Raw genomic sequence first — 15504 nt, 5'->3', positions numbered from 1 at the left:
ATCAGGCGTAGCGGGCGGCGGCGGTCGCCTTCACCAGTGCGATCACGCGCCTTCCCGGGGCCAGTCCCAGCTGCTCGCTCGCTTGCCGGGTAACCAGAGCCTTCATCCTCAGCCCGCCTGCCTCAAGTCGAACGAGGACTCCATCGCTCCGGACCTCCAGCGCGGCGACCTCCATCGGGAGCCGGTTCTGGAAACTGGCGTCGACAGGATCGGTCAGGGCAAGAGCGACATCCCGTGCGTCGACAACGACTCGCAAGCGATCGCCGGGGACCACATGGAGGAGCGGGGCGAGAAACGCGGTCCCCGCCAGGTCGACGCGGGTGGCGTCTCTTTCGGGATCGTGCGCTATGACCCGCCCGTCGAGAACGGACAAGGGCGCGTTGAGCCCGGCGGCGGCCTCGGCCTCCGGACGATCGAACGCGGCATCGGGAGGCTCGGCACCAACAGCTCGGCCGTCACTGACCAGAACCACGCGATCGGCCAGGCGGGCGACCTCTTCTACGGCATGGCTGACATAGAGGATGGGAGGCCCCTCTCGAGCCAGTCGATCCAGATAGGGCAGAATGTCGCCGCGCCGGGCGCCGTCCAATCCGGCCAGCGGCTCGTCGAGGATCAGCAGACGGGGACGGCTGAGCAGGGCCCGTCCGATCGCGACCCGCCGGGCCTCGCCGCCGGACAACGAACTCGGGCCGCGCTCGAGCAGACCTTCGAGACCCAACAAGGCCACCGCCTCATCAAGAGCAGGATCCGGATCGCCTGATCGACGGGGGCCGTAAAGCAGATTGTCCCGAACCGTCATGTGCGGAAATAGCCGCGCGTCCTGGAACACATAGCCGATGCGTCGTTTCCAGACCGGGACCGACTGACCGGTGTCGCTGTCAAACAGGGCCTCCCCGTTCAGCATCACCCGGCCGCACGAGGGGCGGACAAGGCCGGCGACGACCTCGGCCACTGTCGTCTTGCCCGCGCCGGAGCGGCCAAAAAGACAGGTGATGCGGGCATCGCTCGAGAAGCTGACCTCGAGCGCGAAGTCGCCACGGACGATATGGGCGGAAACGTCGAGCATCAGCCCATTCCTGCCAGGCGCCGCGTCGCGGCCCGCGCGCCCCACTCCGAGATCAACAGGGCGCCGATCGAAACCCCGACCGAGATGAGGACCAATCTCAGCGCGGCGGCCTCGCCGCCGGGAACCTGGATCAGGCTGTAGATGGCGAGCGGGAGGGTGCGCGTCTCTCCGGGTATGTTGGCCACGAAGGTGATGGTGGCCCCGAACTCGCCGAGCGCCTTGGCGAAGCCCAGCACCGCCCCGGCCGCTACGCCGGGTAGCGCGAGCGGCAGGGTAATGGTCATGAAGCGGATCAAGGGTCTGGCTCCCAGGGTCTCCGCCGCGCGTTCAATCCGGGGATCAACCAGATCGAACGACAGCCGGATCGCCCGCACCATCAAGGGAAAGCCCATGACCGCCGCGGCCAGGGCCGCGCCCGTCCAGTCGAAGGCGAATACGATCCCCATTGGGTCCAGCAGACGCCCCAGCGGCCCGTTGCGGCCGAACAGTAGCAACAGGGCGTAGCCGGTGACGACCGGCGGCAGGATCAGGGGCAGATGGGTGAGGCCCGACAGCAGGGCCTTGCCGGGAAAGTCAGCCCGCGACAGCAGATAGGCCAGGGCGACGCCCGGCGGCAGGCTGAACACCGTCGCTGTGGCGGCGACCTTCAGCGACAGTCCGATAATCTGCTGTTCCTCGGGGCTGAGCGAGAACATCGGGGCGGCTCAGACAGGGACGGGCGCGAAGCCGAAGCGCCGAAAAACGGACTGTCCCTGAGTGCCGGCCAGGAAGCCCAGAAAGGCCCGCGCGCCCACGGGGTCGCCTGCTCCGTCCAGTGGCCGGACCGGCGCCGCAGAATAGACGATCGGCGCGTGGCTTCCCGCGGGTAAGGTCGCTACGACCCGGACCCGTGGCTCGACCCGGGCGTCTGTCGCATAGACCAGACCCAGCGGCGCCTCGCCGCGAGCGACCATGGCCAGCGCCGCCCGGACATCGTCGGCGGGGGCCCGCCGATCCTTGACCGCCGACCACAGGTTCAGGTGAGTGAGAGCCTCCTGCCCATAGCGGCCCGCCGGCACGGCGGTTTCGGCCATGGCCAGGCGCCCCTCCCCCAGCCGCGCGGCGATCGCAGCTGGGGCTGTCAGGTCCACCGGTTCGTCTGAGGCGGCCACCGGCGCAATCAGCACCAACTGGTTGGACGCAAGGGATCGTCGGGCGGACGTCTCGATCAGGCCGCGTTGGTCCAGCCAGTCCATCCAGGCCTCATCAGCCGCAATGAAGAGATCCGCCGGTGCGCCCTGGGCGATCTGCCGGGCCAGTTGACTGCTTCCAGCATAGGTGACCCGCACGGTCTTGCCGGAGCGGCGGCGATAGTCGGCAACGACGGCGTCCAGCACCTCACGCAGACTGGCGGCAGCGAACAGGTCGATCAACGATGGGTCTACGCGGCGGGGCGAGCACGCGACCAGCGCCGTGGCTGCAAGAAGCAACAGCCCGGCTCGTCGGTCGATACCTGCCCCCCCTTCCGCCATTGATGCGCCTCCTTCTGGGCCGACCGCTCCGGTCTGCCGACTCTGATTAGCATGGCCGGGTCTGTCGACATCCCCGGCGTGTATCGATCCCGATTGATCTTCATCAAGGCCGGGGCGGGCTCGCGTCATGGGGTATGACGGGGCGATCAGGTACCAATCTTCACGAGTTCGCTCCGAGCGGCCTGACCTAAAGCGCTACAGCGCCAAGGTTCGGCAGCCGGATCCGCAAGGATCGAGGGCGGCGGGAGAAATCCCTCCGCCTCCCGTGTTTGGAAAGGGGCTTCCATGGCGTTCGACGCCGGAAAAATCACTGACGGCTTTGGCCGCCGGTTCCACTACCTTCGCCTGTCGGTGACAGAGGTCTGCAATTTCAGCTGCACCTACTGTTTGCCGAACGGGTGGAAAAAGACCGGCCCCCTGTCGTTCCTGACGGTCGACGAGATCGGTCGTCTGGTCGCCGGTTTTTCCGATCTGGGACTCAGCAAGGTTCGCCTGACCGGCGGTGAACCCACTGTCCGTAAGGACTTCAACGCCATCATCCAGACCGTTGCGAGCGCGCCGGGTGTGGCCAAGGTTGCCATGACCACGAACGGCTGGAACCTGGCCCGTCATGCGACCGACTGGCGCGCCTCCGGTCTCAGCCATATCAACGTCAGCATCGATTCGATCGATCCTCAGACGTTCCATCAGATCACCGGCCACGACAAACTGAACCAGGTCCTGACGGGCCTGGACCTGGCGTTGGCGGAGGGCTACTCGGCTGTGAAGGTCAACGCTGTCCTGTTGCGCGAGACGGCGGAAGCCGGATTTGACGGCTGGGCGCGCTTCGTGCGTGATCGGCCCGTGGCCGTCCGGTTCATCGAGCTGATGAAGACGACGGACAACGACGCGTATTTCGCGCGCCATCACGTCAAGGCCCAGGGCCTGCGGGACTGGCTGGACCAGAATGGCTGGACCCCGTCGGAGCGCGCCTTTGACGCCGGGCCGGCGCTGGAATATCGCCACCCCGACCACGCTGGCGCCATCGGCCTGATCGCCCCCTATGCGCCCGGCTTCTGCGACAGCTGCAACCGCCTGCGCGTCACGGCGCGGGGCAAGCTGCGCCTGTGCCTGTTCGGAGACGGCGGCGTCGACCTGCGCGATCTGCTGCAGGATGACGATGATCGAGAGGCGCTGACCCAGCGCATCATGTCCTCCCTGGGAGGCAAGTCCGTAGGCCACAACCTCGCATTGGGACGTTCCGGCGACCTGAGGAATCTGGCCCAACTCGGGGGTTGATCAGCCCTGGGCGGACCCGCAGGAGGGCCCCGTCTGCGAGCTCCACCGCTCACTTTCAGCCTTCCCGATGTTCTCCGTCGGTGGCGGCATGTGATTGTCGATCAGCGGATGAGGCCGCGCCAGCCGTTCGAGGGCCTCGGGCCGGCCGATGCCGACTTCGGCGCCTTGCACAGAAACGCCGTAGCTGGACAGACTGGCGAAGGCGCGGGAAAGATTCTCGGGAGACATGCCGAGCAGAGAGGCCAGCACCCGCTTCTCGTGGGGCAGGACGATGGGGTCGCACATCCCTTGGCGCACCCTCTGGGTAATCAGATAGTTGGCCAGACGTTCGACACCGCCCCGGAGCTTCTGGTTTTTCACGGCCCGCACAAGGCCGCTGTAACACCCCGAGAGTTCCTGGGCCACGGCAAAGCTGAAGTCGGCATCCTGCCTCATGGTGCGGCGAAGAGCCTCACCAGACAACATCAGGATCTCCGATCGCTCCAGGGTTCGCGCTGACATCAGGGCGTCGGCGTCAAGGACCACTGCTGCCAGAACAAAGGTCGAAACCGGTCGCAAGAGGGCGAGGGTCGTTTCCTTCTCCTTCCAGGAGCCCTGAAGTTCGACCGCCCCGTCAAGCAGCACATAGAGGAAATCGACCCTGTCGCCCTCCATCAGCAAGGTGGTACCGGCAGGGAAGCGCTGCAGGAATGCGCCGCCGGTCGCGTCCCGGAAAACTTCCGGCGCGGCGCGTTCAAACAGAGGAAGGGCGCGGACGCGGTCAAGATCTGCGGGGCGCATCGTCATCGTGTTTTTCCTCAAGCGATTCGAGAGCGAGATTCTGAACTGGCCGGGTTCGCATGCTCCACCCCCATCTCCGACTAGTGGATAGCTTGACCAATATCAAGCGAGGAAGATAAGCGCGCTAACTCTGCGCCTGTACATTATCACGTTACTGTAATTATCCCTCATTCCAGTACGCATGTTCCAACTTCACCAAGCATAGGATTGATAAACGTCAAATAACGCATGCCAAGGGCGCGCTAGGTCTAATGGAACCTCAGCCGGCAAGCGGCGGCATTCCATGGAGCAGACGCAGGTGGCATCCACCTCTGAAACAGCAGCACCCGGCGCGGCGTCGGCCCTGTGGGTCAGCACCTTTGCCTTCACGGCCTGCTTCGCGGTGTGGACGATCTTTTCGATCATCGGCGTTCAGATCAAGGCCGACCTGGGCTTGACCGAGGCGCAGTTCGGCCTGCTGGTCGGAACCCCCATTCTGACCGGATCGCTGGCGCGCGTGTTTCTCGGCGTCTGGACCGAACAATTCGGCGGGCGGAGGGTCAGCCTGATCGTCATGGCTCTGGCGGCGGCGGCGACTTTCCTTCTCTCCTACGCTGAAACCTACCCCCAGTTCCTGATCGCTGCCCTCGGCGTCGGGATGGCAGGCGGGGCCTTTGCAGTCGGCGTCGCCTATGTCTCGAAATTCTTCCCGGCCGGTCGGCAGGGCACGGCCCTGGGTATCTTCGGCGCCGGCAATGTCGGCGCGGCAGTAACCAAATTTGCGGCCCCCTTCGTCATGCTGGCGCTGGGCTGGGAAGCCGTGGCCCAGGTCTGGGCCGGGGCCCTGCTCCTCATCGCTCTCGCGGCCTTTTTTCTGACCCGCGACGAGCCCCAGCTGATCGAGCGCCGGCGGACGGGCCAGAAGCCTGTGGCGGCCTGGATGCAGCTTGAGCCGCTGAAAGACCTTCGGGTGTGGCGGTTTGCTCTCTACTATTTCTTCGTCTTCGGCGGGTTTGTCGCTCTCGCCCTCTGGCTCCCGCACTATCTGACCGGCGCCTATGGGGTTGGCATCGGCGTGGCCGGTATGCTGGCCGCGGCCTATTCGATCCCCGGCTCGCTGTTCCGGGTGTTCGGGGGCTGGCTGTCCGACCGGATCGGCGCCCGCAAGGTCATGTACCTGACCTTTCTCATCAGCGTCGTCTGCGCTTTCATTCTCGCCTATCCGGCGACGACCTACGTGGTCGACGGCATCGACGGGCCGATCCGTTTCCGCCTGGCGATGAGCCTGCCGGTCTTCACCGCTGTGGTTTTCGTGCTCGGCTTCGCCATGAGCCTCGGCAAGGCAGCCGTCTACAAACACATCCCCGTCTACTATCCCGACCACGTCGGCTCGGTCGGCGGTCTGGTCGGGATGATCGGCGGCCTTGGCGGCTTCATCCTGCCCATAGTCTTTGGCGTACTGAACGACCTGACCGGCGTCTGGACCAGTTGCTTCATGCTGCTGTTCCTGCTGGTCCTCACCGCCCTCGTCTGGATGCATTTCGCCGTCCGCCGGATGGAGCGTCAGCGCTCCCCGATGCTGGCGACCCTGCCCGAATTCCCCGAGCTGGCCGGCGTCGGTCCCGACCGAACCGCCGCCGCCTCATCCACCCGTCCGAACTAGAGAAAGGCGCGGATGTCTCGCTCCATCCTTACTGACTGGCGTCCCGAAGACCCAGAATTCTGGTCCACGACCGGCAAGGCGATCGCCCGCCGTAATCTCTGGATTTCGGTGCCCAACCTCCTCCTGGCCTTCTCGGTGTGGATGGTCTGGTCCATGGTGGTGGCCAAGCTCGGTCTGATCGGATTCCAGTTCACCACCGATCAGCTGTTCTGGCTGACTGCCCTTCCGGCCCTCTCGGGTGCGACACTCCGCATTTTCTACAGCTTCATGGTGCCGATTTTCGGCGGCCGTCGATGGACGGCTCTGTCGACCCTGTCCCTGGTCGTTCCGGCGCTGGGCATCGGTCTCGCGGTCCAGAACCCCGACACGCCCTACTGGGTGTTCGTCACCCTGGCCCTGCTTTGCGGACTGGGCGGTGGAAACTTTGCATCATCGATGTCGAACATGGCCTTCTTCTTCCCCAAGGCGGAAAAGGGCAATGCGCTCGCCATCAACGCCGGGTTCGGCAACCTCGGCGTCAGCGTCATGCAGTTCCTCGTGCCGGTGGTCATCACACTTGGCCTGTTCGCGCCCGTCGTCGGAGCGCCCCAGATCGCCGTCGACAAGGGCGTCGAGAGCCAGATGTGGCTTCAGAACGCCGGCTTCGTCTGGATTCCCTTCCTTCTGGCATCTGCCGCCGCTGCCTGGTTCGGCATGAACGACCTCAGCTCGGCCAAGGCTTCTTTCGCGGCGCAGTCCGTGATCTTCAAGCGCAAGCACAACTGGCTGATGTGCTGGCTTTATGTTGGCACCTTCGGTTCCTTCATCGGCTTCTCGGCCGCCTTCCCCCTGCTGACCAAGACCCTGTTTCCGGAAGTGAACGCGCTGCAGTTCGCCTTCCTCGGACCGCTGGTCGGGGCGGCCTCGCGCGCCCTCACCGGATGGGTGTCTGACCGCTGGGGCGGAGAAAATGTCACCCAGATCGTCTTCGGCGCCCTGATGGTCGGCGTACTGGCTGTGCTCTACAGTGTGGGCGGCTTCGGCGCTGAACCGTCGTTCATCCTGTTCTTCGCCGCCTTCCTCTGGCTGTTCTTCTGGACCGGGGTGGGCAATGCCTCGACCTTCCAGATGATCCCCGCAATCGTCCGGATCGACATGCTGCGGCTGATGCCGATGGCCACGGCCGCGGTGCGTCTCAAGGCGTCCGAGATGGAGGCGGCCGCCATCATCGGCTTCTCCTCGGCCGTCGGCGCCTATGGCGGCTTCTTCATCCCCATGGCCTTCGGTGACTCCATGCGCGCCACCGGCGGGCCCGAGACCGCCCTGTACGCCTTCCTCGCCTTCTACCTGAGCTGCGCGATCGTGAACTGGGTCTTCTACGCCCGGAAACGCTCGATTCTGCATTCCCCCCCGACAACCAACGAACCGGCGGCCTGACCATGAGCCATACCCTCGACCGTCTCGCCTTTTTTACGCGCAAGACCGAACTGTTCTCAGACCGCCACGGCGTCATGAACGACGAAGATCGGAGCTGGGAGGAAGCCTATCGAAGCCGCTGGCGCCACGACAAGATCGTGCGTTCGACCCACGGCGTGAACTGCACGGGGTCATGCTCCTGGAAGATCTACGTCAAGGGCGGGATCGTCACCTGGGAAACCCAGCAGACGGACTATCCGCGGACCCGACCCGGCCTGCCCAACCATGAGCCGCGGGGCTGCGCGCGTGGCGCCAGCTACAGCTGGTACCTCTATTCGGCCAACCGGGTGAAATATCCGCTGGTGCGGTCACGGCTGCTGCGCGTGTGGCGCAAGGCACGCGAGACCATGGAACCGGTCGCGGCATGGGCCTCGATCCAGAACGATCCGGCGGCGCGCAAATCCTACACCAGCATGCGCGGCGCAGGCGGCTTCGTGCGGGCCGACTGGGAAGAAATCACCGAGATCATCGCCGCAGCCAACGCCCATACGGTCAAACGTTGGGGCCCGGACCGCGTGTTCGGCTTCTCGCCCATCCCGGCCATGTCGATGATCTCCTATGCTGCCGGCGCCCGCTACCTGCAGCTTCTGGGCGGAGTCACCGGCTCCTTCTATGACTGGTACTGCGACCTGCCCCCCGCCTCGCCGCAGACCTGGGGCGAGCAGACCGATGTGGCCGAGAGCGCCGACTGGTACAATTCCAGCTTCATGCTGCTGTGGGGCTCGAACGTTCCGCAGACCCGTACCCCGGACGCCCACTTCTACACCGAGGCCCGCTACCGCGGCGCCAAGTCGGTCGTCATCTGCCCCGACTATTCCGAGGCCTCGAAATTCTCGGACCTGTGGCTGCCGGTCAAACAGGGCACCGACGCGGCCCTCGCCATGGCCTTCGGGCACGTCATTCTCAAGGAGTATCACGTCGACAGACAGGTGCCGTACTTCCGCGACTACCTGCGCCAGTACAGCGACCTGCCGATGCTGGTCAGGCTGGTCCCCCAGGACGGCGGCTATGTTCCGGAACGGCTGGTGCGCGCCTCGGACTTCGTCGGCGATCTCGATCAGGCCAACAATCCCGACTGGAAAACGGTCGCCATTGACGAGGCCACCGGCGAGATCGTCGTGCCCAACGGCTCGATCGGCTTCCGCTGGGGCGAGGACGGCCGCTGGAACCTCGAGGAACGCGACGCCAAAGGGCGCGAGACCACGCTGAAGCTTGGCCTAAAGGACGCGCATGACGAGGTCGCCGGCGTCCGATTCCCCTATTTCGCCAACACCGCCAGCAACGGCTTCGCATCCACCGACCACCCCGATGTCCTGACCCGCAATGTTCCGGTCAGACGCGTCAAGCTGAAGGACGGTGAGGCGCTGGTCGCCTGCGTCTACGACCTGTTCCTCGCCAACTACGGCGTGGATCAAGGGTTCGGCGGCGATTGCATGCCGGAGTCGTTCGACGACCTGCAGCCGTACTCCCCGGCCTGGGCCGAGGCCATTACCTCGGTCCCGCGCGACCAGATCATCGCCACCGCCCGCGGCTTTGCCACCAATGCCGAGAAGACCAACGGCAAGTCGATGGTGATCATCGGCGCGGCGATGAACCACTGGTTCCACATGGACATGAATTACCGCGGCGTCATCAACATGCTGGTGATGTGCGGCTGCGTGGGCCAATCCGGCGGCGGCTGGGCCCACTATGTCGGCCAGGAGAAGCTGAGGCCGCAGACCGGCTGGGCACCCCTGGCCTTTGCCACCGACTGGATCCGTCCGCCGCGGCAGCAGAACTCCACCTCCTTCTTCTACGCCCACTCCGACCAGTGGCGCTACGAGACCGTAGGCATCGACGAACTGCTGTCGCCGACCGCGCCCGATGGGCCGTGGAAGGCGTCAATGATCGATTTCAACGTCAGGGCGGAACGGATGGGCTGGCTGCCATCCACCCCGGCGCTGAAGACCAACTCCCTCGACATCGCCAAGGCCGCTGAAAGGGCCGGCGTCGACCCGAAGGCCTACACCGTGGACCGGCTGAAGGACCGCTCGATCCAGTTGTCCTGCATGGACCCCGATGATCCGGCCAACTGGCCGCGCAACATGTTCATCTGGCGCTCGAACCTGCTGGGCTCCTCCGGCAAGGGCCACGAGTATTTCCTCAAACACCTGCTCGGTGCCTCCCACGGCGTCCAGGGCAAGGATCTGGGTGAGGCCGGTCAGGTGAAGCCTGTCGACGTGGTCTGGCATGACGAGGCACCGGAGGGAAAACTCGACCTGCTGGTGACCCTCGACTTCCGAATGTCGACGACCGCCGTCTACTCCGACATCGTCCTGCCGACGGCCACATGGTATGAGAAGAACGACCTCAACACCTCTGACATGCACCCCTTCATTCACCCGCTGTCCGAGGCTGTGGATCCGGCGTGGGAGTCGAAGTCCGACTGGGAAATCTTCAAGGCGATCGCGAAGAAATTCTCCGCCGTCGCGCCCGAAGTGCTGGGGGTTGAGAAGGATGTCGTCCTGACGCCGATCCAGCACGACAGTCCGGGCGAGATGGCCCAGCCCATCGAGGTCAAGGACTGGTATCTGGACGAGTGCGAAGCGATCCCGGGCAAGACCATGCCTCAGATCACCATCGTTGAGCGCGACTATCCCAACCTCTACAAGCAGTTCACGGCGCTGGGCCCCCTCCTTGCCAATGTCGGCAATGGCGGCAAGGGCCTGGGCTGGAACACCGGCCATGAGGTGGACGAACTGCGCGGCCTGAACGGCGCCGTGCTCGACCAGGGCCTGACGGAAGGCATGCCCCGGATCGAGAGCTCGATCGACGCCTGCGAGACCATCCTCATGCTGGCGCCGGAGACCAATGGCGAGGTCGCGGTCAAGGCCTGGGCCGCCCTCGAGAAGCAAACCGGGCGAGAGCACACCCATCTGGCCCTGCCCAAGGAGGACGAGAAGATCCGCTTCCGCGATCTTCTCGCCCAGCCCCGCAAGATCATCTCATCGCCCATCTGGTCGGGCATTGAGAGCGAGACGGTTTGCTACAACGCCGGCTACACCAATGTGCATGAGCTGATCCCCTGGCGGACGCTCACCGGCCGGCAGCAACTTTATCAGGATCACCTGTGGATGCGGGCCTTTGGCGAGGCGCTGTGCGTCTACAAGCCGCCGATCGACCTAAAAACCACCCACGTGAAGGGTCTCAAGCCCAACGGCGAGACCGAGATCGTCCTCAACTTCATCACCCCGCACCAGAAGTGGGGCATCCACTCCACCTATTCCGACAATCTGCTGATGCTGACGCTCAACCGCGGCGGCCCGGTGGTGTGGATATCGGAGACGGACGCCCGCAAGGCCGGAATCGTCGACAACGACTGGATCGAGGTCTTCAACGCCAACGGGGCCCTGACAGCCCGGGCCGTAGTCTCCCAGCGGATCCGTGAAGGCACCACCTTCATGTACCACGCCCAGGAGAAGATCGTGAACACGCCGGGATCGCAGATCACCGGCCGGCGCGGCGGCATCCACAACTCGGTGACCCGCACCGTGCTCAAGCCGACCCACATGATCGGCGGTTACGCCCAGCTGTCCTACGGCTTCAACTACTACGGCACCGTGGGATCCAACCGGGACGAGTTCATCGTCCTGCGCAAAATGACGAAGGTCGACTGGCTGGATGAGCCGCTCGAGTCCAAGGAGTTTGGCCAATGAAAGTCCGCGCACAGATCGGCATGGTGCTGAACCTCGACAAATGCATCGGCTGTCACACCTGTTCGGTGACCTGCAAGAACGTCTGGACCAGCCGCAAGGGCGTGGAATACGCCTGGTTCAACAACGTCGAGACCAAGCCGGGCATCGGCTATCCCAAGGAGTGGGAGAACCAGAAGAAGTGGAATGGCGGCTGGCGGCGCAAGGCCAACGGCAAGATCGAGCCGCGCATGGGCGCCAAATGGCGCATCCTCGCCAAGATCTTCGCCAACCCCGACCTGCCCGAGATCGACGACTACTACGAGCCGTTCGACTTCGACTACGGCCACCTGCAGACGGCGCCGGAGATGAAGCACTTCCCCACCGCCCGACCGCGCTCGCAGATCACCGGCAAGCGGATGGAGAAGATCGAATGGGGCCCGAACTGGGAGGAAATTCTCGGCGGTGAATTCGCCAAACGATCTCAGGACGCCAATTTCGAAGGCATCCAGAACGAGATCTACGGCCAGTTCGAAAACACCTTCATGATGTATCTGCCGAGGCTGTGCGAGCACTGCCTCAACCCGACCTGCGTGGCGGCCTGCCCGTCCGGCGCCATCTACAAGCGCGAGGAGGACGGCATCGTCCTCATCGACCAGGACAAGTGCCGGGGCTGGCGGATGTGTGTGTCGGCCTGCCCGTACAAGAAGATCTATTACAACTGGGACTCGGGCAAATCCGAGAAATGCACCTTCTGCTTCCCGCGCATCGAAGTGGGCCAGCCGACCGTCTGTTCCGAGACCTGCGTGGGTCGCATCCGCTATCTCGGCGTGCTGCTCTACGACGCAGACCGGATCGAGGCGGCTGCCTCGACGCCGGACGAGAAGGATCTCTACCAGGCCCAGCTCGACATCTTCCTTGACCCCCACGATCCGGCCGTCATCGCCCAGGCCCGCGCCGACGGCGTGCCCGAGGCCTGGCTGGAGGGGGCACGTCGCAGTCCGGTGTACAAGATGGCGATCGACTGGAAGGTCGCCTTCCCACTGCACCCCGAATACCGGACCCTGCCAATGGTCTGGTACGTCCCGCCGCTGTCGCCGATCCAGAACGCCGCCGCCGTCGGCGCCCTCGAAATGGACGGAGAGATGCCGGACGTCGACTCGCTCCGCATTCCCGTCAGATATCTCGCCAACCTTTTGACCGCAGGGGTCGAGGAGCCCGTGACGCTCGGGCTGCGCCGAATGCTGGCGATGCGGGCCTATATGCGCGCCAGAACGGTCGATGGCCGCATCGATCACGGACTGGCGGACACCGTAGGTCTCACCGCAGCCCAGATCGACGACATGTACCGGATCATGGCCATCGCCGATTACGAGGATCGATTCGTGATCCCCTCCACTCACCGGGAGACGGTTGAGGACGCCTACGATCTGCGAGGGAACTGCGGCTTCACCTTTGGCAATGGTTGTTCCGGCGGACGCACCGAATTGGGCTTGTTCGGCCCTGACAAACGCTCTCGCGCCAAACCGACAGCAGAGGTGGCCTGACCATGGCTTTGACCTATCGCGCACTTGCGCTTCTTCTCAGCTATCCGACTGCGGACATCCAGGCGTCCGCGTCGTCAATCATGGCGACCATCCGCTCGGAGGGCATGATCCCCGCGCCGATCGTCGGAGCTCTGGAGAAGCTGGCCCGCAAGCTGGAACACGAGGACCTCTTCGACCTCCAGGAGGGCTTTGTTCATCTGTTCGACCGGACCCGATCCCTGTCACTCAACCTGTACGAACACATTCACGGCGAAAGCCGGGACCGCGGACAGGCGATGGCAGCCCTCGTCGAGCTCTACCGCTCCTACGGGCTGGAACTGACGGCCAACGAGCTGCCGGATCATCTGCCGGTATTCCTGGATTTCCTGTCCACCCTGCCCAACGACGAGGCCGCCTCACTGCTGGGCGAAGGGGCGCATGTCCTCGCCGCCCTGACCGAGCGGCTCCACAAGCGTGAGAGCCCCTACCGGGCCGTGTTCGGCGCGCTTACAGCCATGACCGGAGCCGTGCCGGACTCGGATGCTGTCGCTGCCCTGATGCAGGAGCCGGACGACGACCCCGACGACCTGGAGGCGCTCGACAAGGCCTGGGAAGAGACCGCCGTCACCTTCGGCCCCTCCGACGAAGGATGTCCGAAGGCCGACTCCATGCTGTCCGCCATGAATGCTGCCCCTGCCCCCGACAAAAGCCGCCGCGCCGGCGCGGCTGCCTGAGGATCGAGACTATGGACCTGAATTTCATCGCCTTCGGCGTCTACCCCTACATAGCCCTTGCGGTCCTGGTGATCGGATCGGTCCTGCGCTTCGACCGCGAGCAGTACACATGGCGCACGGGCTCATCCCAGCTCCTCCGGCGCAAGCAGCTCGTTCTGGGTTCCATCCTCTTTCACGTGGGCATCCTTGCCATTTTCGCCGGGCATTTCGTGGGCCTGCTGACGCCGATCGCCGTGTGGGACTTTCTGGGGGTCAGCCACGGCTTCAAACAGATGCTGGCGATCGTCGCCGGCGGCCTCGCCGGGGCCTTCTGCCTCGTGGGAGGTCTTCTGCTGCTTCACCGACGCCTCTTTGACGCCCGGATACGCCAGACGTCAAGCTTCGGCGACACCGCGATCCTGGCGATCCTGCTGACCCAGCTCTGCATCGGGCTCGCCACTATTCCTCTCTCCCTCGGCCACCGCGATGGCCACGAGATGATCAAATTCATGTCCTGGGCCCAGGGGATCTTCACCCTCAACCCCCAGAGCGCCGGCTTCGTCGCTGACGTTCACTGGATCTTCAAGGCGCACCTGACCCTCGGCTTGACCATCCTGCTGATCTTTCCGTTCACACGGCTGGTTCACATGCTCTCCGCACCGGTCTGGTACCTGAACCGCCGCGGCTGGCAGCTCGTTCGCAGCAAGCGTCAGATGCCAGTCTCTCGTCGCTCCGGGGATCTGCCGCGATGAGCGCCGTCATGGTCATCGATGGGGTTGCACTCCCGGAACGTCTGGTCGCCGAAGAGGCCCAGAACCATCCCGCCGCGACCCCCGAAGCTGCACGAATGGCGGCCGCACATGCCCTCGCCATCAAGGCCTTGCTGCTGGACCGGGCCGACCAGCTCGGTCTGACGCCGCGGCCGGAGATAGACGAGGACGGCCGCGAGGAAACGTCGGAAGAAGCCCTGGTCAGGGCTGTACTTGAGGCGGAAATCGAGGTGGAGCGCCCCGGCGAGGCCGAATGCCGGAGGGTCTACGACAGCTCACCAGAGCGGTTCCGCACGCCGCCGCTGACCCAGGCGTCCCACATCCTGTTCGCGCCCAAGGACCAGACTGAAGCCGCGTGGACGGCGGCGCGCAGCTCGGCCGAGGCCGCCATCACAAAGCTGGCAACTGATCCGCACAGCTTTTCGGAGATGGCCAAGGCCCTTTCGGACTGCCCGTCCAAGGGCGTCGGCGGCTCCTTGGGGCAGCTCTCGCCGGGCGATCTCACCGCCGAGGTCGAGGCGGGTCTCAACCAGCTGCGGGACGGGGAAACTGCCTCCGAGCCAGTGCGATCCCGTTTCGGCTGGCACGTGCTGCGCCTTGAGCGCCGGATCGAAGGCCGCCGGCTGCCCTTCGAACATGTCCTGCCCCGTATCGCCCTGCATCTGGAGAGCCGCGCCTGGACCGCGGCTGCGGCCCGTTACGTCTCCGGGCTGGCAGCTGAGGCCCGCGATTGCGGCGTCGCACTAAGCATCACCGAAGACGGCAAGCTCGCGCCCGGCGCCCTGTCCCTGGGCGACCTGCTACGCGACCAGTCTGCCGTGGCTGCCCGTCTGGAAGTCTGGCTCGACGAAGCTGAACCTGCCTTGGCCGCGCAGGCCCGGCAGACCGCTGCTGCGGCGGGCGTCAGTCTGGCCGAGTTCGTCCAGAACGAAATTGCCGGCTTCATCCAGAGCGCCGACGACCAGGGCTGGACGCGCCTGATTTCGGCAGCCCAAGGCTCGGGCGACCCGGCTCTGGCCTGCGTCAGGGCGATCCTGAAATCGAAACTGGTCGCGCCGACGAAGACCTTCACCCTGATCCGGAGACACTGAC

Annotated in this window: 12 protein-coding genes and 1 riboswitch; of the genes, 8 read left to right on the top strand and 4 right to left on the bottom strand. The window is 64.9% G+C overall.

The genetic code is table 11. The features are described from left to right. Position 1: 1 nt before the first annotated feature. From modC to modA, 3 genes are read right to left on the bottom strand one after another with little or no spacing between them, the layout of a single operon-like run. Complete coding sequence (gene modC / locus B4K74_RS03735) at positions 2 to 1066, bottom strand: molybdenum ABC transporter ATP-binding protein (protein WP_286691810.1); 1065 nt, start codon at positions 1064 to 1066, stop codon at positions 2 to 4. After that, entirely contained in the window at positions 1066 to 1761 is a 696-nt protein-coding gene (gene modB, locus B4K74_RS03730) for a molybdate ABC transporter permease subunit (protein ID WP_286691809.1), read from the bottom strand. The genes modC and modB overlap by 1 nt, the downstream gene beginning before the upstream one ends. Positions 1762 to 1770: 9 nt before the next feature. Beyond that, positions 1771 to 2478, bottom strand: coding sequence for a molybdate ABC transporter substrate-binding protein (modA, locus tag B4K74_RS03725; protein ID WP_286691808.1), 708 nt, complete (start codon positions 2476 to 2478; stop codon positions 1771 to 1773). Positions 2479 to 2736: 258 nt separating this feature from the next. Then, a riboswitch (molybdenum cofactor riboswitch) is annotated at positions 2737 to 2871 on the top strand. On the opposite strand from modA, the gene moaA reads away from it, so the two are divergent. Continuing rightward, the gene (moaA, locus tag B4K74_RS03720; RefSeq protein ID WP_286691807.1) at positions 2863 to 3855 is read left to right on the top strand and encodes a GTP 3',8-cyclase MoaA; all 993 of its coding nucleotides are present in this window, start codon (positions 2863 to 2865) and stop codon (positions 3853 to 3855) included. Its footprint overlaps the riboswitch before it by 9 nt. Here moaA and B4K74_RS03715 read toward each other — a convergent pair whose 3' ends face one another. Continuing rightward, entirely contained in the window at positions 3856 to 4641 is a 786-nt protein-coding gene (locus B4K74_RS03715) for a cyclic nucleotide-binding domain-containing protein (protein WP_339784565.1), read from the bottom strand. Between the two features lie 292 nt (positions 4642 to 4933). On the opposite strand from B4K74_RS03715, the gene B4K74_RS03710 reads away from it, so the two are divergent. From B4K74_RS03710 to B4K74_RS03680, 7 genes are read left to right on the top strand one after another with little or no spacing between them, the layout of a single operon-like run. Next, entirely contained in the window at positions 4934 to 6277 is a 1344-nt protein-coding gene (locus tag B4K74_RS03710; protein ID WP_241153121.1) for an MFS transporter, read from the top strand. A 12-nt stretch (positions 6278 to 6289) separates the two neighbouring features. After that, on the top strand, positions 6290 to 7693 hold the full coding sequence (locus B4K74_RS03705; RefSeq protein WP_286691806.1) for an MFS transporter: 1404 nt from the start codon (positions 6290 to 6292) through the stop codon (positions 7691 to 7693). A gap of 2 nt (positions 7694 to 7695) precedes the next feature. After that, complete coding sequence (locus B4K74_RS03700; protein WP_286691805.1) at positions 7696 to 11427, top strand: nitrate reductase subunit alpha; 3732 nt, start codon at positions 7696 to 7698, stop codon at positions 11425 to 11427. Further along, positions 11424 to 12950, top strand: a complete 1527-nt coding sequence (gene narH, locus B4K74_RS03695; protein WP_123286429.1) for a nitrate reductase subunit beta — start codon at positions 11424 to 11426, stop codon at positions 12948 to 12950. Before B4K74_RS03700 ends, narH begins: the two co-directional genes overlap by 4 nt. 2 nt (positions 12951 to 12952) lie before the next feature. Then, positions 12953 to 13663, top strand: coding sequence for a nitrate reductase molybdenum cofactor assembly chaperone (gene narJ / locus B4K74_RS03690; protein WP_123286428.1), 711 nt, complete (start codon positions 12953 to 12955; stop codon positions 13661 to 13663). Between the two features lie 11 nt (positions 13664 to 13674). Then, complete coding sequence (gene narI, locus B4K74_RS03685) at positions 13675 to 14394, top strand: respiratory nitrate reductase subunit gamma (protein ID WP_286691804.1); 720 nt, start codon at positions 13675 to 13677, stop codon at positions 14392 to 14394. Then, positions 14391 to 15503: a peptidylprolyl isomerase gene (locus B4K74_RS03680; protein ID WP_286691803.1), complete on the top strand. Its 1113-nt coding sequence runs from the start codon at positions 14391 to 14393 to the stop codon at positions 15501 to 15503. The genes narI and B4K74_RS03680 overlap by 4 nt, the downstream gene beginning before the upstream one ends. The last annotated feature ends 1 nt before the right edge of the window (position 15504 follow it).

The sequence above is a fragment of the Brevundimonas sp. UBA2503 genome, from assembly GCF_002341485.1.
Taxonomy (GTDB): domain Bacteria; phylum Pseudomonadota; class Alphaproteobacteria; order Caulobacterales; family Caulobacteraceae; genus Brevundimonas; species Brevundimonas halotolerans.
Note: the sequence above shows the minus strand (reverse complement) of the source record. Positions and strands in the feature narration are given on the sequence as shown.

What these genes read in the sequence shown, in the direction of transcription:
- modC (WP_286691810.1), bottom strand. Translation starts at nt 1,066, where the DNA reads ATGCTCGACGTTTCCGCCCATATCGTCCGTGGCGACTTCGCGCTCGAG.
- modB (WP_286691809.1), bottom strand. Translation starts at nt 1,761, where the DNA reads ATGTTCTCGCTCAGCCCCGAGGAACAGCAGATTATCGGACTGTCGCTG.
- moaA (WP_286691807.1), top strand. Translation starts at nt 2,863, where the DNA reads ATGGCGTTCGACGCCGGAAAAATCACTGACGGCTTTGGCCGCCGGTTC.
- B4K74_RS03715 (WP_339784565.1), bottom strand. Translation starts at nt 4,641, where the DNA reads ATGACGATGCGCCCCGCAGATCTTGACCGCGTCCGCGCCCTTCCTCTG.
- B4K74_RS03705 (WP_286691806.1), top strand. Translation starts at nt 6,290, where the DNA reads ATGTCTCGCTCCATCCTTACTGACTGGCGTCCCGAAGACCCAGAATTC.
- B4K74_RS03700 (WP_286691805.1), top strand. Translation starts at nt 7,696, where the DNA reads ATGAGCCATACCCTCGACCGTCTCGCCTTTTTTACGCGCAAGACCGAA.
- narH (WP_123286429.1), top strand. Translation starts at nt 11,424, where the DNA reads ATGAAAGTCCGCGCACAGATCGGCATGGTGCTGAACCTCGACAAATGC.
- narJ (WP_123286428.1), top strand. Translation starts at nt 12,953, where the DNA reads ATGGCTTTGACCTATCGCGCACTTGCGCTTCTTCTCAGCTATCCGACT.
- narI (WP_286691804.1), top strand. Translation starts at nt 13,675, where the DNA reads ATGGACCTGAATTTCATCGCCTTCGGCGTCTACCCCTACATAGCCCTT.
- B4K74_RS03680 (WP_286691803.1), top strand. Translation starts at nt 14,391, where the DNA reads ATGAGCGCCGTCATGGTCATCGATGGGGTTGCACTCCCGGAACGTCTG.